Source organism: Flavobacterium sp. CF108 (assembly GCF_900129795.1).
GTDB lineage: Bacteria > Bacteroidota > Bacteroidia > Flavobacteriales > Flavobacteriaceae > Flavobacterium.
In genome coordinates this window covers 61,911-84,651 of sequence record NZ_FQWW01000005.1, presented here as the reverse complement: position 1 = coordinate 84,651, position 22,741 = coordinate 61,911, and the positions used below count along the sequence as shown (strand labels likewise).

At 36.0% G+C, this 22,741-nt stretch carries 20 protein-coding genes; 13 read left to right on the top strand and 7 right to left on the bottom strand.

What is annotated here, in order from left to right:
- The first annotated feature begins 141 nt into the window (after window positions 1–141).
- The 5 genes from BUE10_RS14570 (at window position 142) to BUE10_RS14550 (ending at window position 7,471) form a co-directional block, all read left to right on the top strand.
- Window positions 142–396 (top strand): type B 50S ribosomal protein L31, encoded by a 255-nt coding sequence (locus BUE10_RS14570; RefSeq protein WP_011921626.1) that lies wholly within the window; start codon window positions 142–144, stop codon window positions 394–396.
- 549 nt (window positions 397–945) lie between these two features.
- Window positions 946–2,121 carry a GlmU family protein gene (locus BUE10_RS14565; RefSeq protein ID WP_073486271.1) on the top strand — a complete coding sequence of 392 codons (1,176 nt, stop codon included), beginning with the start codon at window positions 946–948 and terminating at the stop codon, window positions 2,119–2,121.
- A 757-nt stretch (window positions 2,122–2,878) separates the two neighbouring features.
- Window positions 2,879–4,513, top strand: a complete 1,635-nt coding sequence (locus BUE10_RS14560; protein ID WP_073486269.1) for an ABC-F family ATP-binding cassette domain-containing protein — start codon at window positions 2,879–2,881, stop codon at window positions 4,511–4,513.
- Between the two features lie 355 nt (window positions 4,514–4,868).
- Window positions 4,869–6,020, top strand: a complete 1,152-nt coding sequence (locus tag BUE10_RS14555; RefSeq protein ID WP_073486267.1) for a porin — start codon at window positions 4,869–4,871, stop codon at window positions 6,018–6,020.
- 20 nt (window positions 6,021–6,040) lie between these two features.
- Complete coding sequence (locus BUE10_RS14550) at window positions 6,041–7,471, top strand: anion permease (RefSeq protein WP_073486265.1); 1,431 nt, start codon at window positions 6,041–6,043, stop codon at window positions 7,469–7,471.
- Here the strand turns inward: BUE10_RS14550 and BUE10_RS14545 are convergent.
- Window positions 7,468–7,779 carry a GNAT family N-acetyltransferase gene (locus BUE10_RS14545; protein WP_234984747.1) on the bottom strand — a complete coding sequence of 104 codons (312 nt, stop codon included), beginning with the start codon at window positions 7,777–7,779 and terminating at the stop codon, window positions 7,468–7,470. The two genes, BUE10_RS14550 and BUE10_RS14545, sit on opposite strands and share 4 nt — an antisense overlap.
- 284 nt (window positions 7,780–8,063) lie before the next feature.
- Between BUE10_RS14545 and BUE10_RS14540 the strand changes: the two genes are divergently transcribed.
- Window positions 8,064–8,723 (top strand): alpha/beta hydrolase family protein, encoded by a 660-nt coding sequence (locus tag BUE10_RS14540; protein ID WP_073486263.1) that lies wholly within the window; start codon window positions 8,064–8,066, stop codon window positions 8,721–8,723.
- A gap of 348 nt (window positions 8,724–9,071) precedes the next feature.
- On the opposite strand, the gene BUE10_RS14535 is transcribed toward BUE10_RS14540, so the two are convergent.
- Window positions 9,072–9,428 carry a hypothetical protein gene (locus BUE10_RS14535; RefSeq protein WP_073486261.1) on the bottom strand — a complete coding sequence of 119 codons (357 nt, stop codon included), beginning with the start codon at window positions 9,426–9,428 and terminating at the stop codon, window positions 9,072–9,074.
- A gap of 99 nt (window positions 9,429–9,527) precedes the next feature.
- Between BUE10_RS14535 and BUE10_RS14530 the strand changes: the two genes are divergently transcribed.
- The 5 genes from BUE10_RS14530 to BUE10_RS14510 all read left to right on the top strand — a co-directional run bounded on the left by BUE10_RS14530 (window position 9,528) and on the right by BUE10_RS14510 (window position 14,916).
- Window positions 9,528–9,734 carry a hypothetical protein gene (locus tag BUE10_RS14530; RefSeq protein WP_073486259.1) on the top strand — a complete coding sequence of 69 codons (207 nt, stop codon included), beginning with the start codon at window positions 9,528–9,530 and terminating at the stop codon, window positions 9,732–9,734.
- Window positions 9,735–9,783: 49 nt separating this feature from the next.
- A complete protein-coding gene (locus BUE10_RS14525) occupies window positions 9,784–10,017 on the top strand; it encodes a hypothetical protein (protein WP_143055975.1) in 234 nt (77 codons plus the stop codon).
- A 306-nt stretch (window positions 10,018–10,323) separates the two neighbouring features.
- The gene (locus tag BUE10_RS14520) at window positions 10,324–10,677 is read left to right on the top strand and encodes a hypothetical protein (RefSeq protein WP_143187739.1); all 354 of its coding nucleotides are present in this window, start codon (window positions 10,324–10,326) and stop codon (window positions 10,675–10,677) included.
- Window positions 10,678–10,755: 78 nt separating this feature from the next.
- Window positions 10,756–13,380, top strand: a complete 2,625-nt coding sequence (locus BUE10_RS14515; protein ID WP_073486253.1) for an Ig-like domain-containing protein — start codon at window positions 10,756–10,758, stop codon at window positions 13,378–13,380.
- 228 nt (window positions 13,381–13,608) lie between these two features.
- Window positions 13,609–14,916, top strand: a complete 1,308-nt coding sequence (locus BUE10_RS14510; RefSeq protein WP_073486251.1) for a peroxiredoxin family protein — start codon at window positions 13,609–13,611, stop codon at window positions 14,914–14,916.
- A gap of 1,200 nt (window positions 14,917–16,116) precedes the next feature.
- Here BUE10_RS14510 and BUE10_RS14495 read toward each other — a convergent pair.
- Window positions 16,117–16,632 carry a hypothetical protein gene (locus tag BUE10_RS14495; RefSeq protein WP_053474518.1) on the bottom strand — a complete coding sequence of 172 codons (516 nt, stop codon included), beginning with the start codon at window positions 16,630–16,632 and terminating at the stop codon, window positions 16,117–16,119.
- Window positions 16,633–16,800: 168 nt separating this feature from the next.
- On the opposite strand from BUE10_RS14495, the gene rpmH reads away from it, so the two are divergent.
- Entirely contained in the window at window positions 16,801–16,962 is a 162-nt protein-coding gene (gene rpmH, locus BUE10_RS14490) for a 50S ribosomal protein L34 (protein WP_008464848.1), read from the top strand.
- A 146-nt stretch (window positions 16,963–17,108) separates the two neighbouring features.
- Window positions 17,109–19,964 carry a carbamoyl-phosphate synthase large subunit gene (gene carB / locus BUE10_RS14485; RefSeq protein WP_073486245.1) on the top strand — a complete coding sequence of 952 codons (2,856 nt, stop codon included), beginning with the start codon at window positions 17,109–17,111 and terminating at the stop codon, window positions 19,962–19,964.
- Between the two features lie 695 nt (window positions 19,965–20,659).
- Here the strand turns inward: carB and BUE10_RS14480 are convergent.
- From BUE10_RS14480 to BUE10_RS14465, 4 genes are read right to left on the bottom strand one after another with little or no spacing between them, the layout of a single operon-like run.
- Window positions 20,660–21,196: a DUF4252 domain-containing protein gene (locus tag BUE10_RS14480; RefSeq protein ID WP_073486243.1), complete on the bottom strand. Its 537-nt coding sequence runs from the start codon at window positions 21,194–21,196 to the stop codon at window positions 20,660–20,662.
- 2 nt (window positions 21,197–21,198) lie between these two features.
- The gene (locus BUE10_RS14475) at window positions 21,199–21,726 is read right to left on the bottom strand and encodes a DUF4252 domain-containing protein (RefSeq protein WP_073486241.1); all 528 of its coding nucleotides are present in this window, start codon (window positions 21,724–21,726) and stop codon (window positions 21,199–21,201) included.
- Window positions 21,727–21,743: 17 nt separating this feature from the next.
- Window positions 21,744–22,199, bottom strand: coding sequence for a hypothetical protein (locus BUE10_RS14470; RefSeq protein ID WP_073486869.1), 456 nt, complete (start codon window positions 22,197–22,199; stop codon window positions 21,744–21,746).
- Window positions 22,186–22,695 (bottom strand): RNA polymerase sigma factor, encoded by a 510-nt coding sequence (locus BUE10_RS14465; protein WP_053474321.1) that lies wholly within the window; start codon window positions 22,693–22,695, stop codon window positions 22,186–22,188. The genes BUE10_RS14470 and BUE10_RS14465 overlap by 14 nt, the downstream gene beginning before the upstream one ends.
- Window positions 22,696–22,741 lie beyond the last annotated feature (46 nt).

The following is a 22,741-nucleotide window of genomic DNA, read 5'->3' as shown; positions in this document are numbered from 1 at the left end:
TTATTAAAAAAGAATTGTAAATTTGCAAACTCAAAATTAATTAAAATTTTAAACAAAAAGAGCATCGTTTGTTTATACCTTTTTCTAACCATGAAAAAGCTTCAAAATGAAAATGTTCTAAACAATAAATAAAAAGAAAAGATGAAAAAAGGAATTCACCCAGAAAATTACAGATTAGTTGCATTTAAAGACATGTCAAATGATGACGTTTTTATCACTAAATCTACTGCAGATACAAAAGAAACAATTGAAGTTGACGGAGTTGAGTATCCAGTTGTAAAAATGGAGATTTCTAGAACATCTCACCCTTTTTATACTGGTAAATCTAAACTTATCGATACTGCAGGACGTATTGATAAATTCAAAACTAAATATGCAAAACACGCTAAAAAATAATAGCTGTTTAAAATTATATAAGAAGCCTTCCAATTTGGGAGGCTTTTTTTATGGGGTTATTTTTTGTTAGCCACGACTCGACCAAAGGGACAGATGAAGTAATTCACGAATTTTCTTTTTCAAATTTAAAATATTGCCTGTGGTTTCAACCACAGGGTGCAAAGAGATAAGGATTGTGAATATATTGTGTTCCAGCGGTTGAAACCGCAGGCTATGTTTTTCTTGTTGTTGAGATTGTTTATCCCATATGGAGAAGATTTGGCTAAAGCCGTAGCAATGTTGATTAAGTTACCAACATCTAAAGATGTTGGCAATTGATTATTCAGGAAACATTTTTTCAATTGCCTTCAGATTTATCTGAAGGTTATAAAATCAAAACCCAAAATAGGCTTTAGCCAAATAATCACAATCTAAATCAATTAAAATTAAGAGAATGTAAAAATTCGTGATTTCGTGCCTATCAGAAAAAACATATATTAATGAAACACATAAATATTTGTAACTTTGGCCTCGGTAACCAAACAAATTTTAACACATTAAATTAATTTTATGAATTACATTCTTTTTGACGGTCCCGTCCGGAATGCTCTCTTACCTTTTACTTTTACCAGGCCCGTGGCTGATATTTTAATCGGAATTATGACGATTCGCCAAAAATGGGAAACTCGTTTAGGTTCGACTATAACAACAATTACGGAGGATTACCTTTCTGCTAAATTCCCAATGGTAGAAATGGAAGAAAACGTAATGATAAATGCTGCGTATTTGCCAAATGATACGCTTGCAGAATTAGTTTCGGACTTAAAACCTAATCAGGCAATTTTTAAAGGAGAAGATGTAATTGCTTTTTTTACAACAGAAAACCAAGAAGAAGTTGATTTCGATTCGTATGAAATCATTCAATATAATGATGAATGTTTGACAGTAGAGCACACTTGGGATATTTTCTCAAAGAATGATGCTGCTATTCGTGCCGACTTCGCTTATTTGACTGAAGACAGAAAATCACAGCCAATTCCTAAAAGTGTAAATACAATTGCGCCTGAAAATATTTTTATTGAAGAAGGGGCAAAATTAGAATTTGTAACCCTAAATGCATCAAACGGTCCTATATATATAGGTAAGAATACCGAGATCATGGAAGGAACTGTAATTCGCGGCCCTTTTGCTTTGTGTGAAAATGCACAGGTAAAACTAAATGCAAAAGTTTACGGAGCAACAACAGTTGGTCCGGGATCAAGAATAGGAGGAGAGGTTAAAAATTCTGTCCTGTTTGCTAATTCAAACAAAGGGCATGACGGATTTCTTGGAGATTCTGTTTTAGGCGAATGGTGTAATATTGGAGCTGACAGTAATAACTCAAACCTGAAAAATAATTACGAAGAAGTGAAATTGTGGAGTTACGAAACAGAAGGTTTTGCTAAAACCGGGCTTCAGTTTTGCGGTTTAATGATGGGTGACCACAGCAAATGCGGAATCAATACAATGTTTAATACCGGAACTGTTGTTGGAGTAAGTGCCAATATTTTCGGATCTGGTTTTCCTAGAAATTTTGTTCCGAGTTTTTCCTGGGGTGGAGCTGCAGGTTTCACTACGTATATTACCAAAAAAGCTTTCGAAACTGCAAAGTTGGTAATGGGAAGACGTAATATTGATTTTGATGAAATAGAAGCTTCAATATTAGAACACGTTTTTGAAGAAACTAAAAAATGGAGAAAAGATTAATTAGATAATTAGTCAATTTGATAATGAGATAATTTCAACCCGACTGGTTTTAAAAACCAGTCGGTTTTTTTTTTTACATATTAGCCAAATAAGCCTACTCCAACAATATAGAGCCCCAAAAATTCTCAATTAAAGTTCCGAAGGAACGAATTATATTGTAGGGCTGGACTTCAGTCCAGTTAAGAGCGGCAATATAGAATTTGATGAAACAGAGATAATTTCAACCCGACAGGTTTTTAAAACCTGTCGGGTTTATTTTTTTTACAGATCAGCCAAATAAGCTCACCCCAACAATATAGAGCCCCAAAAACTCTCAATTAAAGTTCCGAAGGAACGAATTATATTGTAGAGCTGGACTTCAGTCCAGTTAAGAGCAGCAATATAGAATTTGACGAAACAGAGATAATTTCAATTCGACAGGTTTTTAAAACCTGTTGTTTTATTTATTTTACATATTAAACTGGACTGAAGTCCAGCTCTACAATATAATTCGTTCCTTCGGAACTTTAAAGAGCCTTCGGCTCGATCTATGCTGTAGGGCTGGACTTCAGTCCAGTTGAAAAAATAATTCGTGAAAATTCGTGTAATTCGTGGCAAAAAAAGAAAATCTTCTAATCGTCACATTCTCAAAATTATCTAATTATCAAATTGCCACATTTTCTAATTGCCTAATTATCTAATTAATCTATCTTTGCAGCACGAAAAAAATGGGTAGTCAAATAAACGATTAACCGATAAAACAAATTCACAGAAGATAATGATTACAGTTAACGATATTTCGGTTCAGTTTGGTGGAACTACACTTTTTAGCGATGTCTCTTTTGCTATCAATGAAAATGACAAAATTGCTCTTATGGGTAAAAATGGTGCGGGAAAATCGACACTTTTAAAAATTATAGCAGGACAGAGCAAACCATCTACCGGAAGTATTTCTACACCAAAAGATGCTGTTGTAGCATACCTGCCTCAGCATTTATTAACAAAAGACGGTTCGACCGTAATGGAAGAAGCATCTAAAGCCTTTGGTGAGATTTTTAGAATGAAAGCCGAAATTGACGAAATCAACGAGCAGTTAACCGTTCGTACAGATTACGAAAGTGACGAATATATGAAATTGATCGAAAGAGTTTCGGACTTAAGCGAGAAATATTATGCTATTGAAGAAGTAAATTACGAAGCTGAAGTAGAGAAAATTTTAGTTGGTTTAGGTTTCGAGCGTGAAGATTTTACAAGACAAACTTCTGAATTTTCAGGAGGATGGAGAATGCGTATCGAACTGGCAAAAATCCTATTGCAAAAACCAGACTTGATTTTACTGGATGAGCCAACCAACCACATGGATATTGAAAGTATCCAATGGTTAGAAGAATTTTTAGTGAATTCAGCAAAAGCAGTTGTAGTAATTTCGCACGATAGAGCGTTTGTAGACAATATTACAAACCGTACAATCGAAGTAACAATGGGAAGAATTTACGATTACAAAGCAAAATATTCTCATTATTTAGAATTAAGAAAAGACCGTCGTATTCACCAGCAGAAAGCTTACGACGAGCAGCAAAAAATGATTGCTGATAACAGAGCGTTTATCGATCGTTTTAAAGGGACATTCTCAAAAACAGATGCCGTTCAGTCTCGTGTAAAAATGCTGGAAAAGCTTGAAATCGTTCAGGTTGATGAAGTAGATACGTCAGCATTACGACTAAAATTCCCGCCCGCAGCACGTTCTGGACAATATCCGGTTATTGTAAAAGAAATGGCGAAATCATACGGAGATCATGTGGTTTTTAAAGATGCTAATATTGTAATCGAAAGAGGTCAAAAAGTAGCTTTTGTTGGAAAAAACGGAGAAGGAAAATCAACGATGATCAAAGCGATTATGAAAGAAATTGGCGTTGATTCAGGAAGCGTTGAAATTGGACATAATGCACAAATTGGATACTTTGCACAAAATCAGGCTTCATTATTAGATGAAAATGCAACTATTTTTGAAACAATCGATGCCATTGCAGTAGGAGATATCCGTACGCAGATCAAAAATATTTTGGGAGCATTTATGTTTCAGGGTGATGATATTACCAAAAAAGTAAAAGTACTTTCAGGGGGAGAAAAAACACGTTTGGCAATGATTAAATTATTGTTAGAGCCCGTTAACTTGTTAATTCTGGATGAGCCTTCGAATCACTTAGATATGAAAACCAAAGACATCATTAAAGATGCCTTACGTGATTTTGACGGAACTTTGATTCTGGTTTCTCACGACCGTGATTTCCTTGACGGACTGGCGACTAAAGTATTCGAATTTGGAAACAAACGAGTAAAAGAACATTTTGAAGACGTAGCAGGTTTCCTTGCCCACAAAAAAATGGACTCGATGAGAGAGATCGAAAAATAATTTTTTCTCATAAAAAATATAAAGGCTGCTAAAATTTAGCGGCCTTTTTTAGTCTTTACCATTAAGATATTAAGTTAATTAAGCTGTTCTTTATAAATAAAAACGTTACTAACTTAATTTTCGACCCATTAATAACGCAAAGCTTAATACTCTTAAAGATAAAAACACACTAAGCTTAATTACCTTAATATCTTAATGGTAAAAAAAACTCAGCGTAGAAATGTGATTTTAGTGCAATAATTTTTACAAGACATTACTATTTTTCTTATTTTCGTAAGATATTTCTAATTACATTTTAGTTATTTTTAGGTTTTTTCAAACAATTAGCTAAATTCATTTTTTATTTCTGGAGCGTATGAATACACCTTTACTAATAAGAATTGCTTTTATCCTTTTTTTAATACCACTTATCACGAATGCACAAACTGCCGAAACTCAAAAAGCAGCCGATTCTGAAGATGGTGTTAAATATCCCCAATTTCAGTTTAAAGGGCTTTTTCAGGCACGATATCTCGAAAGTTTTGGAGATAATGTGGATGTTATGGGCGTTCACCATTCTACGGGCGACGTAACCCAAAGTTCCTTTGACATTAAAAGAATGCGTGTTGGGTTAAATACAAAATTAAGTGAAGCTACAGAAGTTGTAATTCTGGTAAACCTTGCCGATTTTAAATCAGATACAAAAGGTAAAGTTCTCGAAAATGCCTACGCAAAATACACCTTCAATAAATACATTGCTGTTTTAGGAGGGCAGTTTCGACCGGCTTTTGGTATTGAGGAATTAGTTCCCGTTGATATTATAAAATCATTTGATTTCTCGAATCAGTATTATGAATTTGGAAAAAATGGCTGGACAAGCTTTCAAATAGGAGCTTCTGCAACCGGAAATTTTGATCTTGGTAAAATCCCTGTAAATTATTCGGTTTCGGTTTTAAACGGAAACGGAAAAAATCAGGAAAAAGACAACGATAACGGAAAACAATATTCTTCGAGACTGGTTTTCGAATTATCAAAAAAACATAAAATAAATCTCGGTTTAAACGGCGGTATTGGTAAATATTCTAAAGAAAAAGTATTTGCCTTTGGTGCAGATATTACCAGTGATTTCAGACTTACAGACCGTTTTACTTTTGATTTGCAGGTAGAATACAAACAAGGAACAAATCACAACTTATATTTTTCTTTACCTGTTGATACCAGAACAGCCGATGTGGCAGATTATCAAATGCGCGGAATTTATTTCCTGCCCAATGTGCGATATCAAATCGATTATAAAAAATTAACCTCTTTAGAAGTATCCTGTCGTTATGAAAGATTTGATCCTAGTTTTAAAATCGATTCAAATGTTAGACAGACTTATACTCCTATGATAAGTCTTGAATTTGGAAAAAACTATACAGGTCGTATAGAAATGGGATTTGAGATAGACCATTTCGACCGAAATATCCCGGATACATCAACCTATAACGACAATTTATTTTTAATTCAGTTTCAATGCAGGCTGTAGTTTAATTTAATTCCAAAACCATGAAAGAAGTACAAATTCCTCAAACCCTGATTACACTTGCCGTTGGAACAGCAATTTGGTTTATTCCTGCGCCAAACGGTGTCGTACCCGAAGCCTGGCATTTGTTTGCCATATTTGTTGCAGCCATTTTAGGAATTATTCTAAAAGCCGCCCCAATGGGAACTATGTGTATGATTGCCATTGCCTTAACCGCTTTCACACAGGTTTTAGCGCCGGGCGATCCGGGAAAATCAATTACACTGGCCTTAAAAGGTTTTGGGGACAAAGTAATCTGGCTTATTGGGATTTCATTTTTTATAGCCCGCGGATTTATAAAAACAGGTTTAGGAAACAGAATTGCTTTTCTGTTTATTCGATTATTCGGAAAAAGTTCTCTTGGATTAGCTTACGGTTTAGGTCTTGCCGATTTAGTTTTGGCACCAGCCGTACCAAGTAATACCGCTCGTGGCGGAGGAATTATTTATCCTATAATGAAATCAATGTCAATGAGTTTTGGCTCTCTGCCGGAAGAACCTGAAACACATCGAAAACTAGGCTCGTATTTAACATTGAACTGTTATAATATGAATTTAATTGCGTCCTCAATGTTTCTTACCGGAACAGCGAGTAATCCTATGTGTCAAAAATTTGCCCTTAATCTCGGAATAAAAATAACCTGGATGTCCTGGGCTGCGGCGGCAATCGTGCCAGGTTTGTGTGCCTTTTTTGTTATTCCATTTGTGTTGTACAAGATTTATCCGCCGGAACTTAAAAAAACCGGAGATGCACCACAAATAGCTTCTCAAAAACTAAAAGAAATGGGACCAATCACCAGAAACGAATGGATGATGCTCTTGACTTTCTTTATCTTATTATTTCTTTGGATGACAGGAGATCTGTTTTCTATTGATGCCACCACAACAGCCTTTATTGGTTTAGTGATTTTACTGCTTACTTCCGTTTTAACCTGGGATGATGTAAAAGCCGAAAAAGGAGCATGGGATACCATCGTATGGTTTTCGGTATTAGTAATGATGGCAAGTTCCTTAAACGAATTAGGTTTTATTGGCTGGTTTAGTAATGTGGTTAAAGCCGAAATTGGCGGACTAAGCTGGCAGATGGCTTTTCCTATTATTATATTAGTATATTTTTTCAGCCATTATCTCTTTGCAAGTGCAACTGCGCATGTGGCGGCAATGTATGCGGCACTTTTAGGCGTTGGGGTTTCGCTGGGAATTCCGGGGTTGCTTCTCGCTTTTATGCTTGGTTTTGTGGGATCAATTTACGGAACATTAACGCATTACGGACATGGTCCGGCTCCCGTTTTCTTTGGGAGCGGATATGTCGATTTAAAAAGCTGGTGGGTCAAAGGTTTAATAACCGGACTTATAATGCTTTTTATTTATATGGTAATTGGCGGATTATGGCTTTGGGTAATTGGCGATTTTTAAATCCTGATTCCCGGCGGCAGTAAATCTTTGTATTTTGGATTTTTTTTGAAAAAAGCCGCGATTTTTGGATGAATCGGCACAACTCTAAATTTTTTCTCAGTACTTAATTCTAAAATGCTTTTAAGTAAATTGTCAAGTACAGGCTGGTTTTCAAAGTTTTCGGGCGTATTGATTTTGGTTAAAAAAATCTTTTTTTCCTGAAAAGAATACTCAACGCTTAATAATCCTTCAGGGACCACGGTTTCAAATTGTCTTGCAAAAGTGTTGTCTTTGATTTCCATAGTTTCGGTAGGTTCCATATTTGTCATGTTTTGGGGTAGGTTAAAAAATATTAGAAAAAGAACGAAAAATATAGTCAGCTAAAATCTTTTTAAAAGACGTTTAGCTGCGGCTGATTTGGAATGCAAAGGTAATCATTTGATTTTCAATATAAAATTATTTTTTGGCGGTTAAGTTCATTGCAAAATCGTTTGTTTTTACAACTCAATTTGTTTTAATATGCAATTAAGGTCTTCTATTTGCTGTAGATATTATTAAAAAAAGTAAATTTAGCTTGAAATAAAAGCTGTAGTTGTAATTCTATTTTAAACAAATGAGCAAAATTCCTGTATATTTTATGCCTGGTCTGGCGGCTAGCCCTGCTATATTTGAAAGAATCAAATTAGATGAATCTATTTTTGAAACCTGTTTATTAGAATGGGAAATCCCGCATCCAAAAGAAGCTTTATCCGATTACGCACTCCGAATTTCAAAAAATATCAAACATGAAAACCCTGTGTTAATTGGCGTTTCTTTTGGAGGAATTTTAGTGCAGGAAATTGCAAAACATGTTCAGGCCAAAAAAGTAATTATTATTTCGAGTGTAAGAAGTAATGCCGAATTTCCTAGAAGAATGAAAATAGGGAAGACAACAAAAGCTTACAAACTGATTCCTATGAAGCTGATTTTGAATATCGAAAGTCTGGCTAAATACTCTTTTGGAGAAAAAATCAATAAACGAATTAAATTATACGAGAAGTTTTTAGCCGTTCGCGATCTTAATTATCTGCAATGGGCTGTAGAATCGGTTATTTTATGGGAGAGAAATATAGTAGACAAAAATGTGATCCATATACATGGCGATCAGGATGAAGTTTTTCCTATAAAATATATCAACAGCTGTATAGTAGTAAAAGGCGGGACCCATATTATGATCCTCAATAAATACAAATGGCTCAATGAGAATTTACCGTCTATTATATTAGAGGAATGAGTGATGAATTAAAAATTATGAATTAAAAATTCTGATTCTTTGTTTACCACAATCATTGTCAGCCTGAGCGAAGTCGAAGGGCGCAAAGTAACTCCGCAATACAACCCAGACCCGACAGGTTTTAAAAACCTGTCGGGTCTCTTTGCGTTAAAACTATGTGGTTAGGTAATTTGGTCAAAGTTTAAAACTTTGACAAAAATCTGCACGCATTGTCATTGCGGGGAACGAAGCAGCGGCACTAACAAGGAACAACTTTAGTGATAAATGGAGTGAGATTGCTTCGTTCCTCGCAAACATACAATAGGTTTAAACAATCCTTGTCCTCTTGAGCGAAGTCGAAAGATTGCACTACAAACCCTTCTTTTTTTTTAGTTCTTTGTTGAGCCACTCAATCTTTTCATCTTTAAGACTAATAATTTCAAGTCTTGCTTCGGCTAATTCTTTGTAATTAATATTGATTTCAATACTGCTATTCTTTATCATAGACCCCTCACCAGTTAAAAGCCAGTTTGCATCAATGTCTTTATATTTTTTTATTAAATTCTGTATAGGAATCATTCCTGCATTGGTTCTTTTTTTACTGATTTCTGTAAAAAGAGAAGTACTGATATTCAATTCATTAGCAAAATCTCTCGAATTCTTAACAATTTTTTTTGTTTTTAAATATTCGTAAACATCTAGAAATCTGGAAGTTGCATCGTTCATTTCGAAAAAATTACAGATTATTGTATTTTTGTAAGGTTTTTATGCAGAATTCTGCATATATTTGCATATTATTCAGCATTCAAAGATAAACCTTTTGTTATGACAATCGAACAAATTAAAGAGAAAACGCTGTATGGTGACTACACTTTACTTGGTCAGGTAATGGGTATTAATGCACCTGCAGCGAAAATGAGATTTTTTAGAGGAGATGAAATTGCGAAAAAAGCTTTGCTTAAAATAATTGCAAACCGCGAGGCATTAATCAAAGAATTTCAAAAGAAAACAAAAATAGGCAGTATAGACTAACTTCTCCCAAAAAGTACTGCCGTCAGGGTAAAATTAAGATCATTAATAAATGAAAATAAGTAAGACAATGGGTAAAAGTAAGACAAAAGTTTATGGCTCCTATGATGCGAATATTTTGGAAGCCTTGTTTGTAAAGTATGGGCTGTCAAAATATTACATCCGTCAATGTGTAAACGGAACGGTACATGGAATAACGCCGGACAGCATTAAAAAAGATTATGATACTATGCAGAAAGCACACAAAGATGTTATTATGAACCTTATTCAGACAACACTTAAATAAGCAAGCCAATATACCAGAAAAACCAAAAAATTATTACACTCCTTTATCAGCCTTAAAGCCCCAAGTTTTATAAGCAGATTATAATAAAATATGTCTCGTTAAATTAATAAACAGGCAGACCTTTCATCTTTATAAGCCGTATTGACAAGATTCAATAGCGCCTATTTTTTACTCAACAATACCACAAATACCACAAAATATATACGAATATCCCAAAAGGATATCGCTCAGGTATGTCTTTTACGCTGTTATTCTATGAATAGCAGTTAGAAGTCTGCCGCCTAAAATAATTAAATAATTTAAAAAATGAAGAAAAATCTATTTTGTATGTGGCTTTCCCTACTAGCCATATTATTTTCGGTAAACATGCAGGCCCAAATGACCATTGGGGGCAAAAAGGAGCCTGAGGCTTTCTCTGTGCTTGAACTGCTTAACAAAGGCGGACTTCGACTGCCTCAAATGACTACTGCAGAACGTGATGCTTTTGCAGTAAAAGCTACTGACAAAGGAAACGGACTTACTATTTATAACAAAACTACTGACTGTGTCGAATATTGGAACGCCTCACGCTGGGTAAGTTTATGTGATGGAACATCCCAGACAACGATTAGCCCGCAGCCATGTGTAGATGTAGCGGCTGATGGTACAGGCTGCGACTAAACATTTAATGTTAAGGATCCTGACTGCCCTAATGGGCCATTTACGATCAGTATTACGGCCGGTTCAGAATATGCAGCATTGACTGATGTAGATAATGTTAATGGAAGCTTTAAAATTAACTTTTTCCCAAATGAAACGGTAAACATCCATACCGTTTTGGTACGTGTTACCAGTAGTTGTACCAGTTTGTACAAAGAGTTTTTATTCTCTCAAAAAGGGGTAGACTGCAGCTCTATGTCTTATGCCGTACCTACAATGACGGCATCTGCAACAACTTTATGCGCAGGCGGTGCCGTATATTTGTCGGTTCCGGCAAATACAGCTAACCTTGATAAATTAATCTGGACGCGTAACGGTAAAGAAGTTGCTCGTGGCATTAATTATTATGTAGCCACGCTAACAGGAAACTACAATATTTCTATGGGAGCTGTAGGTTGTAATACGAATGCAGCAAATGAAAAAAACATTACATCAGGTGGAACTATAACACCAATTACTCTTTCTGCATTAGCATCTAATAATGGTGTGATTTGCGGCACGGGCAAAGTAACGCTTTCGGTATCAGGAAACGGTACTGCTTCTGTTGTTTGGTTCCATAATGGTAAAGAAGAGAAAACAGGGGAATCTATACAAATAAGCGGTGACAGCAGTGTGGGTGAATGGTTTGCAGCTGTAAAAGACGGAAGCTGTTATTCTAAACCTTCAAACAGTATTCAGGTTACTAAAAGCGAAGCAACAGGACAAGTGCCTCTTGATCCTAGTGATGTATTGGTAAATGGCGTGCCGTTAAATACCTTTACAAAATTTTGTTCTGGAGGAAGCTTATATTTAAGTATTAAAAATCAGCAAAGCGGAGTTGCCTATACATGGTATAATGGCAATGATGTGATAACTGCTAATCCATTTACTGTTCCGGCTTCTCAGTCAACCATTTCACTTCGTATGGTGGCGACCGATAACAGCGGGGCTAAATGTGCTGCAGAGCAAAGTGTTTTAAAGGCCGATATAACTCAGGGCAGCACTCCGGAAAACCCAAATATTAATACCACTAGTACACTTTGTAAAGGCAAGGCAACTTTAACTGTTTTAAATCAAGGAAATTATACCTACACCTGGTACAAAGGCGGTGCAATAATAGAGGGGGAAAGCAGTAATGAACTTAATGTAACGACTGAAGGAACTTATGGGGTTACTATAACTAATACAACTGGCTGTTCAAGCCCAATGATAGAAAAAACAATTTCTGGAAACTCAGACGGACCTAATGTTTCGTGGGATCCTCTGGTAAATCCTCCTGCTGATCAAACTTTTGGTTCATCAATTACTCTTACCGTTACTAATTCATACGATTCCTCTTATATCTGGACTATGGATGGAGTTGTAGTTCCAAATGCTACCGGAAAGACTGCAACAATAGATCTTCCAAAGACTGGAACTGAAGGTCAAAAAGTAAAAATTGCAGTAACAGCAAAAAACGAATGCGGCGAAAAAACGATAGAGAAGGAAATCACGATGAACAATGGATGTCCTACGCCTGTTATTCTTTCAATATCATCTGCGCAGACTATAGTAGCAAAAACAAGCGTTACTGTAAGTGTTTCAGTAGATAAAACTAATACAGAAACCTATGCATGGTATCAAAATGCAACTGACAGTACGACAGGAGGTACTAAGGTAGGTAATGGAGCTTCGTATACTACAGCCAGCCTTACAGAAGGTACTTATTATTTTTACTGTATTGTAACAAACGGCTGTACAGGTAACCCAAAAGCAACTTCGGCAACAACAGCTAAAGTTACAGTAACCAAAAATCCAGGCGATATCTTGCCAGGTGGCGGTAGTTTAAGCGGTAAAACTTGTTTTGATGTTGTACAAATAAACAACACTGATCAGTGTGGTACGCTGGCATCCCGTTCATCTATGAAAGCAGATTTTGCTCCAACTTATACTTATACTTTTACCCCAAGTGGTGGTGCAATAAGTAATTTTCATTTTCAATTTGTAGAATCATTGGGTACAGGTAAAATTGTTGATTCATATACAACTAACAATTACAATATAACGATAAAATATAATGCAGATTTATACAATACAGCAAAAGGTACGACTAATGCAGATGCGGTTAAACTAGACATATATGCCATTTTTAATGACGCAGCCGGCGAAAAAGCAGTAAAACTAACAGTACAAATAAAAGACTGTATGTGCTGTGGTGCAAAAATTAATGCTACAGAATGGAGAGAGTTTATGTGTCATAACTTAGGTGCAGATACATCCTTGCCTCCGTTATCGCCTGATCCTAAATTAGTTGGAGTCTATTATTACTTTGGGAATTCAAGCCCTGATGCAACTACAGCACTTACAGGAAGCAACTGGAAACCAGAGAATAATCCATGCCCTGGAGGTTACCACATACCTACTCAAGCAGAATGGCAGGCGGTCCTAACTTATAATGCCAAAAATCCAGCAAATAATAAAACAAGTATAGGAGATGGAGGGGTGTTAATTGGTACTTCTTTGATGCTTCCAAATGCTTCAACGTTACTTAGTAGTTCTTGGCAGTACCTCTATTGGTCTTCTACTTCTGTTTATTCAGGTGGTTATAATTATGGTGTAGCTTTATTTGGAGGTAGTCCTTCGTCATTACAAGTTAATACTGCTGGAAGCTATAAAGCACCTATACGCTGTATGGCAAATAAATAGAAAAACTATTGTTTTAAATAGTTTTTAATAAAGATTCGTTTAAAAAAATCCTGAGAGAAGTTTTTTTTCTCAGGATAAAATAAAAGCGACAGTTGTATTCGCAGCTAAAACAATATGATTACCAAAAAAGACTGCAACGTTTTTCATTTCCTGCCATGAGTAGGAATGAAAGACGTTTCGGTATTTTATAAAATTTTCAATTAATTGTTTAAAACAGATAAATAAAACATGAAAAATATACTTTTAAGAAGCCTTGCTGTTTTTGGGGTAATGACTTCTGTGCATTCGCAAACCATAAACGTTAACTTCTCTCATTACGGAGGAAAACAATATGTGTATGTGCTCGAGAGAGGCAGTAAAAAAGACACTATTGCCACAGGCAAACTGGATCCGGCTGGTAAAGCCGTATTGGTTATTCCGCAGGCAAAAAAAGGCTATGCCGGTATTTCGCATTTTGTCCTTACAGATGGCGGCGGTATGGATTTTATTGTAAACAAGGAAAATTTCTCAATTTCCTGCCTTGAAGAACAGCCCAATTTTGAAAACACCAAATACACAGGCTCACCAGAGAATGAGTTTTTAAACCAAAAAATACAGCAGCAAAAAGCAATTCTTGACAAAGCCGGTTTTGTGCAGTATGGTCTTAATTTATATAAAAAAGAAGAACCTCTTCATGCTGCTTTTCAACAGGAAAACGAAAACCTGCAGGGTCAGTTTACGGCACTTAGAAACGAAACGGCAAAAAGTACTTTATATGCCGCACGCTTTATAGAAATATACCGTTTTTTAATGGGTATAGGCAGCATTTTTAACCAGCCCGAAGAAGAAAAAGCAAAAGAACTTAACCTTTTTATAAAAGAAAAACTCGATATGCAGGCACTTTACAACAGTGGTTTCTGGAATCAGACCATAGAAGGCTGGGTCAATTTGCAGCAAAGTGTAATAAAAGAGGATACTGCTTTACTGGCAGATACCAAACAAATTCTCTCACGCATCAAAAGCAATGAAATCTATACCGCCTTTACAGAAAAAATCGTGGCCGTGTTTACCAAAGAAGGAAAAGATGAAATGGTAACAGCCATAAGCCAGTATACTGCAAAATCAGGAAGGCTTGAAAAACCGGCCAAACAATTAACAAATGCAATTAATGCCCCTGTAATTGGCGGTTCGGCGCCCGCTTTACAAACCGCTGCAGGCAAAAAAATAATCAATAAAAAAACCTTATTATTCTTTTACGAATCGGGCTGTAACAACTGCGAAAACGAAATTCACCAGTTATTAGGCAATTACGAAATCGTAAAAAACAAAGGCTACGAAATCATAAGCGTCGCCGCAGACATGACCAAAGATGCCGGAGACGGCCATGATCACGCCTTTCCGTGGAAGGAACAATTATGTGACTATAAAGGTTTCGCAGGACCAAACTTCCAAACCTACGCCATAATAGGGACCCCGACTTTTTTCACCATAGACGAAAAAGGCAAAATCACAGGAAAATATGCGAGACTTATCGACACTAAAATAATTAACAATTAATAATTCACAATTATTTTGTCACCCTGAGCGAAGTCGAAGGGCGCAAAGTAGCTCCGTAAAGTTAATCAGACCCGACAGGTTTTAAAAACCTGTCGGGTCTCTTTGTGTTGAAACGGTGTGGTTATATAATCTTTGTAGAGTTGCTTGCGAGTCCTTCGACTTCGCTCAGGATGACAAACTGTACGGTTACACAATCTTCGCTCAATCTTGTCATTGAGAGGAACGAAGCAGCCGCACTAACAATAAGCAGCTTTGGTAATAAACTATGTGAGATTGCTTCGTTCCTCGCAAGGACAAACGGTGTGGTTAATACTATCAGTGTCACCCTGAGCGAAGTCGAAGGGCGCAAAGTAAAGACGCAATACAAATCAGACCCGACAGGTTTTTAAAACCTGTCGGGTCTCTTTGTGTTGAAACTATGTGGTTATACAATCTTTGTAGAGTTACTTGCGAGTCCTTCGACTTCGCTCAGGATGACAAACTGTACGGTTACACAATCTTCGCCCAATCTTGTCATTGCGAGGAACGAAGCAGCCGCACTAACAAGAAGCAATCTTTATGTTATACTAAGTGAGATTGCTTCGTTCCTCGCAAAGACAAACGGTGTGGTTAATACTATCAGTGTCACCCTGAGCGAAGTCGAAGGGCGCAAAGTAACTCCGTAATAAAAGTCAGACCCGACAGGTTTTTAAAACCTGTCGGGTCTCTTTGTGTTGAAACTATGTGGTTATACAATCTTTGTAGAGTTGCTTGCGAGTCCTTCGACTTCGCTCAGGATGACAAACTGTACGGTTACAAAATCTTCGCTCAATCTTGTCATTGCGAGGAACGAAGCAGCCGCACTAACAATAAGCAGCTTTGGTAATAAACTATGTGAGATTGCTTCGTTCCTCGCAAGGACAAACGGTGTGGTTATACTATCGTTGTCACCCTGAGCGAAGTCGAAGGGCGCAAAGTAACTCCGTAAAGTTATTCAGACCCGACAAGTTTTAAAAACCTGTCGGGTCTCTTTGTGTTGAAACGGTAGGGTTATAGAATCTTTGTAGAGTTACTTGCGTGTCCTTCGACTTCGCTCAGGATGACAAACGGTATGTTTTGGGGGATAAAAAAATCTAAAATCTAAACTCAGAAATCTAAAATAAAAAAATCCCAAACTCTTTTTGGGATTTGGGATTTTTAATATTGTAATTTAAAGAAGATTTAGATTTTCTTCATTTGTTCTTTCATCATAGAGATTTGCTCTTTCAGCATTCCCTGCTTGTCTAATTTTTTAGCTTCGGCTAATAAATTAGTAGCTTCCAGTTTTCTGCGGCGTGACATTGCAACTCCGGCAAGGTTTAATTTTGCTACGGCAAGATCCATATCCATTGATAGTCCAAGTTCGATCGCTTTTTTGAAATGTTTTTCAGCCTGAATTAAATTAGTCTGCGAAAGCATGATACCGTGAAGGTAATTAAAATATCCTTGTTGTTTTCTTACTAAAGCAGTTTCCGGATTTTTGATGTATGCTAACCATTTTTTAGCGCCTTCGAAGTCTTGTTTTCTCAATTTAAGAAAGGCTAAAAGGATAAATTCATTTTTAAAATAAAGAAAAATAGGAATTGCAGACAATAATATAAGGAAGATACCATTACCGGTTTCTTTATCTACAATTTGCCAAACGCCAGCTATAATAAGAAGTCCGGCCAGAATAAGTTTGATAATTTTGTTAAACATAATAGATGTATATTTGTGATTGCAAAGATAGTAAAAGGAATTAAAAATATTTTTATAAAACTACTTGCCAGAAAAAAAAGTCTTTGTATATTTGCACTCGGTTTTTGAGTAACGATATCCAAAACCAAGAAAGAGTTAATTAGATACCATTTTTAAAGATACAAAGCAATGAGCAAAAGAACATTTCAACCATCGAAAAGAAAAAGAAGAAATAAGCACGGATTTATGGACAGAATGGCTTCTGCGAATGGAAGAAAAGTTCTAGCGCGTAGAAGAGCAAAAGGAAGACATAAATTGACTGTATCTAGCGAGCCTAGACACAAAAAATAATGTTTGTATAAACATACATAAGGCGATTACTTTTTTAGTATCGCCTTTTTTTATACCTTGTCGGTAAAAATTTTCTCAACATTCTAGTTTTTAGTACACTAAGAATGTTTTTTAAAATACTTATATAACTACACAATACATACAAAATGCCTAAAGACACATCAATTAAATCAGTTTTAATAATAGGTTCGGGACCTATTGTTATTGGTCAAGCTTGCGAATTCGATTATGCGGGATCTCAATCTGCACGTTCGATTCGTGAAGAAGGAATTGAAGTTATCTTGATTAACTCAAATCCAGCGACAATTATGACCGACCCATCTATGGCCGATCATATTTATTTGAAACCATTAACTACAAAATCGATTATTGAAATTCTAAAAGCACATCCGCAAATTGATGCAGTTTTGCCAACAATGGGAGGGCAGACCGCTTTAAACTTGTGTCTGGAAGCTGAAGAAAAAGGAATTTGGCAGGATTTCGGAGTAAGATTAATAGGGGTTGATGTAAACGCCATTAATATTACCGAAGACAGAGAGCAGTTTAAACAGCTTTTAGAAAGAATAAAGGTGCCAACTGCACCTGCAAAAACAGCTACTTCATATTTAGAAGGAAAAGAAATTGCACAAGAATTTGGTTTCCCGCTTGTAATTCGTCCTTCGTTTACACTAGGAGGAACCGGAGCAGCAGTGGTTTACAAAAAAGAAGATTTTGATGAGCTTTTAACACGCGGACTTGAAGCGTCTCCAATTCACGAAGTTTTAATTGATAAAGCTTTAATGGGATGGAAAGAATACGAATTGGAGCTTTTAAGAGATAAAAATGATAATGTTGTAATTATCTGTTCTATCGAAAATATGGACCCAATGGGAATCCATACCGGAGATTCGATTACCGTTGCGCCGGCAATGACATTATCAGACACAACTTTCCAAAAATTACGTGATTACGCCATCTTAATGATGAGAAGTATCGGAAATTTTGCAGGAGGATGTAACGTACAATTTGCAGTTTCACCAGACGAAAAAGAAGATATCGTAGCGATCGAGATTAACCCTCGTGTATCTCGTTCATCAGCATTGGCATCAAAAGCAACAGGTTACCCAATTGCTAAAATTGCTTCTAAACTGGCTTTAGGTTATAACTTAGATGAATTACAAAACCAAATTACAAAATCGACTTCGGCTCTTTTTGAACCAACTTTAGATTATGTAATCGTAAAAATACCACGTTGGAACTTTGATAAATTTGAAGGATCTGACAGAACTTTAGGTCTTCAGATGAAATCTGTAGGTGAGGTTATGGGAATTGGACGTTCTTTCCAGGAAGCACTTCACAAAGCAACCCAATCTTTAGAAATTAAAAGAAACGGTTTAGGAGCTGACGGAAAAGGATATAAAGATTACGAACAGATTATCGAAAAGCTTACGTATGCAAGCTGGGACAGAGTTTTTGTAATTTATGATGCTATTGCAATGGGAATTCCGTTGAGCCGTATTCATGAAATTACAAGAATCGATATGTGGTTCTTAAAACAATACGAAGAACTTTATGTTTTAGAGAAAGAAATTTCAAACTATAAAGTTTCAAACCTTCCTAAAGAATTATTACTGGAAGCAAAACAAAAAGGTTTCGCCGACAGACAATTAGCTCACATGATGAACTGTCTGGAAAGTGAAGTACATTCTTTGCGTATGGAGAAAAACATTAACCGTGTATTTAAACTGGTTGATACGTGTGCTGCTGAGTTTAAAGCAAAAACACCTTATTACTACTCCACTTTTGAGGCAGAAATCGAAAAAGCAAACGGAGAGCGTTATGTAGATAACGAAAGTATCCTGACAGATAAAAAGAAAGTTATCGTTCTAGGTTCCGGACCAAACAGAATCGGGCAGGGAATTGAGTTCGATTACTCTTGTGTACACGGAGTTTTAGCAGCAAAAGAATGCGGTTATGAAACAATCATGATTAACTGTAATCCTGAAACAGTTTCGACAGATTTTGATACTGCGGATAAATTATACTTCGAACCAGTTTTCTGGGAGCATATTTATGATATTATCCAACACGAGAAACCAGAAGGTGTAATCGTTCAGCTTGGAGGTCAAACTGCTCTTAAATTAGCTGACAAATTATCTAAATACGGTGTAAAAATCATCGGAACTAGTTTTGATGCACTTGACTTAGCCGAAGACAGAGGAAGATTCTCCGATTTATTGACAGAATTACATATTCCTTTCCCAAGATTCGGAATCGCTGAAACGGCAGACGAAGCTTCGAATTTAGCAGATACTTTAGATTTCCCGCTTTTAATTCGTCCTTCTTATGTATTAGGAGGTCAGGGAATGAAAATTGTAATCAACAAAAAAGAGCTTGAAGAGCACGTAATCGACTTATTGAAAACAATTCCAGGAAACAAATTGCTTTTAGATCACTATTTAGCCGGAGCAATTGAAGCTGAAGCGGATGCGATTTGTGATGCTGACGGAAATGTGTACATCATAGGAATTATGGAGCATATCGAACCTTGCGGAGTTCACTCTGGAGATAGTAACGCAACATTGCCTCCTTTTAACTTAGGAGAATTCGTAATGCAGCAGATAAAAGACCATACTTTTAAAATTGCAAGAGCTTTAAAAACAGTTGGTTTAATCAACATTCAGTTTGCGATAAAAGATGATACAGTTTATATTATCGAAGCAAATCCAAGAGCTTCAAGAACGGTTCCGTTTATAGCAAAAGCTTACGGAGAGCCTTATGTAAACTACGCTACAAAAGTAATGTTAGGACATAATAAAGTAACGGACTTTGATTTCAATCCGCAATTAAAAGGATATGCAATCAAACAGCCGGTTTTCTCTTTCAGTAAATTCCCGAACGTAAACAAAGCATTAGGGCCGGAAATGAAATCAACAGGAGAAAGCATCTTGTTTATTGATGACTTAAAAGACGATCAATTCTACGAATTGTACTCTAGAAGAAAAATGTATTTGAGTAAATAAGCTCAGATTCTATTATAACAAAAAAGCTCCAATGAAAATTGGAGCTTTTTTTTGTTTTTTACTTTGCGCATAAGACGCACTGCTGTACGTCTCTACAATATGCTTTGTGTGATTTGCTGATCGAATAAAATAGAAATAAATTCATCCCAATTTTCTGTAGAGACGCACAGCAGTGCGTCTACGTCCAGTATTTACGATGGTTATTTTACTTTGCGCATAAGACGCACTGTTGTGCGCCTCTATGATATGCTTTGTGTGATTTGCAGGTTGAAAAAAAATAAATAATTCACCCCAATTTTCTGTAGAGACGCACAGCAGTGCGTCTACGTCCAGTATTTACGATGGTTATTTTACTTTGCGCATAAGACGCACTGCTGTGCGCCTCTACGATATGCTTTGTGTGATTTGCAGGTTGAAAAAAAATAAATAATTCATCCCAATTTTCTGTAGAGACGCACAGCAGTGCGTCTACGTCCAGTATTCACACGTGTTTTGAAATATACTTTACGCATAAGACGCACTGCTGTGCGTCTCTACGATATGCTTTGTGTATTTGTTTGTCGAATAAAATATATATTCATCCCAATTTTCTGTAGAGGCGCACAGCAGTGCGTCTACGCCCAGTATTCACAATATGATTAAAAATAAAAAAAGCTCCCATTAAAGGAGCTTTTCTCGTTTAAAAGTAAGATGTTTTATTTAACCAACTGCTGTAAAGGTTTCAATTGTTCCATATCTATTTTTGATTCTTTCAAAACAGACATTAACGTCATAATGTTATTTGGGTTCATATTGTTTCCTAAAACGCGAACCACGGCAAAACCATTTTCTTTTCGGTTTGCAAAAACTATGAATTCTTTGATGTTTTCATCAGAGCCGACATAACTAATTGATGCACCGTCTTTACCGGAACCAACTTTCATTAATTCCTGATATTTTGGGTCTTTTAATATTGCCTTAACTTTATTTCGTTCTGCTTCAAATTGCACCTGATTTTTATCATTTGCTTTAAAGGCTAATATGTTCATTTTGTCGAATGAATTTATCGCTTCTTTTTGCTCTGCAGACAATTTAGTATTGTCGAGGTTTAAAATAGTAGACGAAACATCGAGTGCAATAAAGTCTTTTTTATCTGTGTTTTCGACAAAATACTTTTGCAGTGAAGGCTCAGAATTACAACTTACAAAAGTTAGTAATGCTAAAATGGCTGTGGTAAAAACGCTGATTTTCATAATTATTTTTTGCCTTTAGAAGCTTTTTTCAAATCAGTTCCACCAGGAAGCTGCATTTTGTCTGTAAGCACTGAGATTTCATTTAAATCGAAATTACCTGTAAGTGATAACAAAACAGATTCTTCGCTTTTTGCACCGTCAATAAACATTAGTAATTCTTTTACCTGCGTATCTGTAGCGCCAGATTTTACTAATATTTTTACGTTTCTTCCGCTGTCATTTACTCGCATTAATTCTTCTAAACCGGCAGATTTTACATATTTGTCGGCAGAAGCTTTCATGTCTGCTTCGATTTTAGGGTTCTTTGTTGTAAACACTTTTAAGTAGTCTAATTTTTTAATCAGATTAATGTATTGCTGTGTTTCTTTGTCAGAAGCATCAACTTTTACTTTACTCATTAAATCAAACATTTTTTTGTTTACAATTACTGATGTTACATCGTCCTGACCGTCATATTTGTCAAAGGCACTTTGAGCATAAAAAGCTTGTGTAACGAATGCGAAAACTAGTGTTATGATGAAATTTTTCATTTTATTTTTGTGTTTAATTACTGTTTAAAAATTTTGTTTTTTGATTGTTCATATTCGCCAATGTATTGTACACTTTCAATACCTACATTAACATTGTTTGACAATAGAGCCAAAGCTTTTTGCGTTGCTGCAAGGGCTTCTTCAGGATCGTCGTAGGTTCCTAATTCTGACTGCGCGACAACCGGAGTTGTTTTTTCGCCTGCAAAATAATAGGTTCCAATTCCTAGTAAAACAACAACCGAAGCTGCAATCGATAACCACGCCACTTTTCGTTTATTAGTTTTTAGTGGGATCTCCTGCGTTGATTTTTGTTGTTTTACCTGAGAGAAATAACCAAAAATTGGTTTGTACTGCTCCAAATGCTGCGCAACATTTGATGAAGAAAAATATTCTTTTAATTGATTTTCTTCGGCAATAGAGGTTTCTCCCTGAAAGTATTTTTCTAATATATTTTCTATTTTATCTAATTCCATAACTGTGTGCATTTACCATTGATTCTCTTATTTTTTTTCTCGCTCTCGAAAGCGCTACCCGAATTGCTGTTTCGTTCATGTTAACGATTTTTGCAATTTCTTCAAATTCATATTGTTCAACATCCCGTAACTGAATTAATATTTGAAGCTGTTCCGGCAGCTGATTTATAATTTTTCCAACCCATTCTAAACTATCAGCATCCTCTAATTTCCGGTCTAACTGCGGCTCACGATCTGTAAAATTATTATGCACAATCTGGAGGTTTCCGGCTCTTTTAGATTTTAACTGATCTAAACAATAATTTTTTGTCATCGTCATCGCCAGTGCTTCAACATTATTGTAAGTGTCCAGATTCTCTTTTTTATTCCATAATTTTACCATTACTTCCTGAGTAGCATCTTCGGCTTCTTCGGTACTGGTAAGCAATCGTTTTGCCAGACGAAAAACTTTGTCTTTAAAAGGATTAACTAATTCTATAAACACATTCTGGTTCATAAATTAAAAGGTTATTCGTTAGCTTATATAGTCAAGACGAGCCACA

What these genes read in the sequence shown, in the direction of transcription:
- BUE10_RS14570 (WP_011921626.1), top strand. Translation starts at nt 142, where the DNA reads ATGAAAAAAGGAATTCACCCAGAAAATTACAGATTAGTTGCATTTAAA.
- BUE10_RS14565 (WP_073486271.1), top strand. Translation starts at nt 946, where the DNA reads ATGAATTACATTCTTTTTGACGGTCCCGTCCGGAATGCTCTCTTACCT.
- BUE10_RS14560 (WP_073486269.1), top strand. Translation starts at nt 2,879, where the DNA reads ATGATTACAGTTAACGATATTTCGGTTCAGTTTGGTGGAACTACACTT.
- BUE10_RS14555 (WP_073486267.1), top strand. Translation starts at nt 4,869, where the DNA reads ATGAATACACCTTTACTAATAAGAATTGCTTTTATCCTTTTTTTAATA.
- BUE10_RS14550 (WP_073486265.1), top strand. Translation starts at nt 6,041, where the DNA reads ATGAAAGAAGTACAAATTCCTCAAACCCTGATTACACTTGCCGTTGGA.
- BUE10_RS14545 (WP_234984747.1), bottom strand. Translation starts at nt 7,779, where the DNA reads ATGACAAATATGGAACCTACCGAAACTATGGAAATCAAAGACAACACT.
- BUE10_RS14540 (WP_073486263.1), top strand. Translation starts at nt 8,064, where the DNA reads ATGAGCAAAATTCCTGTATATTTTATGCCTGGTCTGGCGGCTAGCCCT.
- BUE10_RS14535 (WP_073486261.1), bottom strand. Translation starts at nt 9,428, where the DNA reads ATGAACGATGCAACTTCCAGATTTCTAGATGTTTACGAATATTTAAAA.
- BUE10_RS14530 (WP_073486259.1), top strand. Translation starts at nt 9,528, where the DNA reads ATGACAATCGAACAAATTAAAGAGAAAACGCTGTATGGTGACTACACT.
- BUE10_RS14525 (WP_143055975.1), top strand. Translation starts at nt 9,784, where the DNA reads ATGAAAATAAGTAAGACAATGGGTAAAAGTAAGACAAAAGTTTATGGC.
- BUE10_RS14520 (WP_143187739.1), top strand. Translation starts at nt 10,324, where the DNA reads ATGAAGAAAAATCTATTTTGTATGTGGCTTTCCCTACTAGCCATATTA.
- BUE10_RS14510 (WP_073486251.1), top strand. Translation starts at nt 13,609, where the DNA reads ATGAAAAATATACTTTTAAGAAGCCTTGCTGTTTTTGGGGTAATGACT.
- BUE10_RS14495 (WP_053474518.1), bottom strand. Translation starts at nt 16,632, where the DNA reads ATGTTTAACAAAATTATCAAACTTATTCTGGCCGGACTTCTTATTATA.
- rpmH (WP_008464848.1), top strand. Translation starts at nt 16,801, where the DNA reads ATGAGCAAAAGAACATTTCAACCATCGAAAAGAAAAAGAAGAAATAAG.
- carB (WP_073486245.1), top strand. Translation starts at nt 17,109, where the DNA reads ATGCCTAAAGACACATCAATTAAATCAGTTTTAATAATAGGTTCGGGA.
- BUE10_RS14480 (WP_073486243.1), bottom strand. Translation starts at nt 21,196, where the DNA reads ATGAAAATCAGCGTTTTTACCACAGCCATTTTAGCATTACTAACTTTT.
- BUE10_RS14475 (WP_073486241.1), bottom strand. Translation starts at nt 21,726, where the DNA reads ATGAAAAATTTCATCATAACACTAGTTTTCGCATTCGTTACACAAGCT.
- BUE10_RS14470 (WP_073486869.1), bottom strand. Translation starts at nt 22,199, where the DNA reads ATGGAATTAGATAAAATAGAAAATATATTAGAAAAATACTTTCAGGGA.
- BUE10_RS14465 (WP_053474321.1), bottom strand. Translation starts at nt 22,695, where the DNA reads ATGAACCAGAATGTGTTTATAGAATTAGTTAATCCTTTTAAAGACAAA.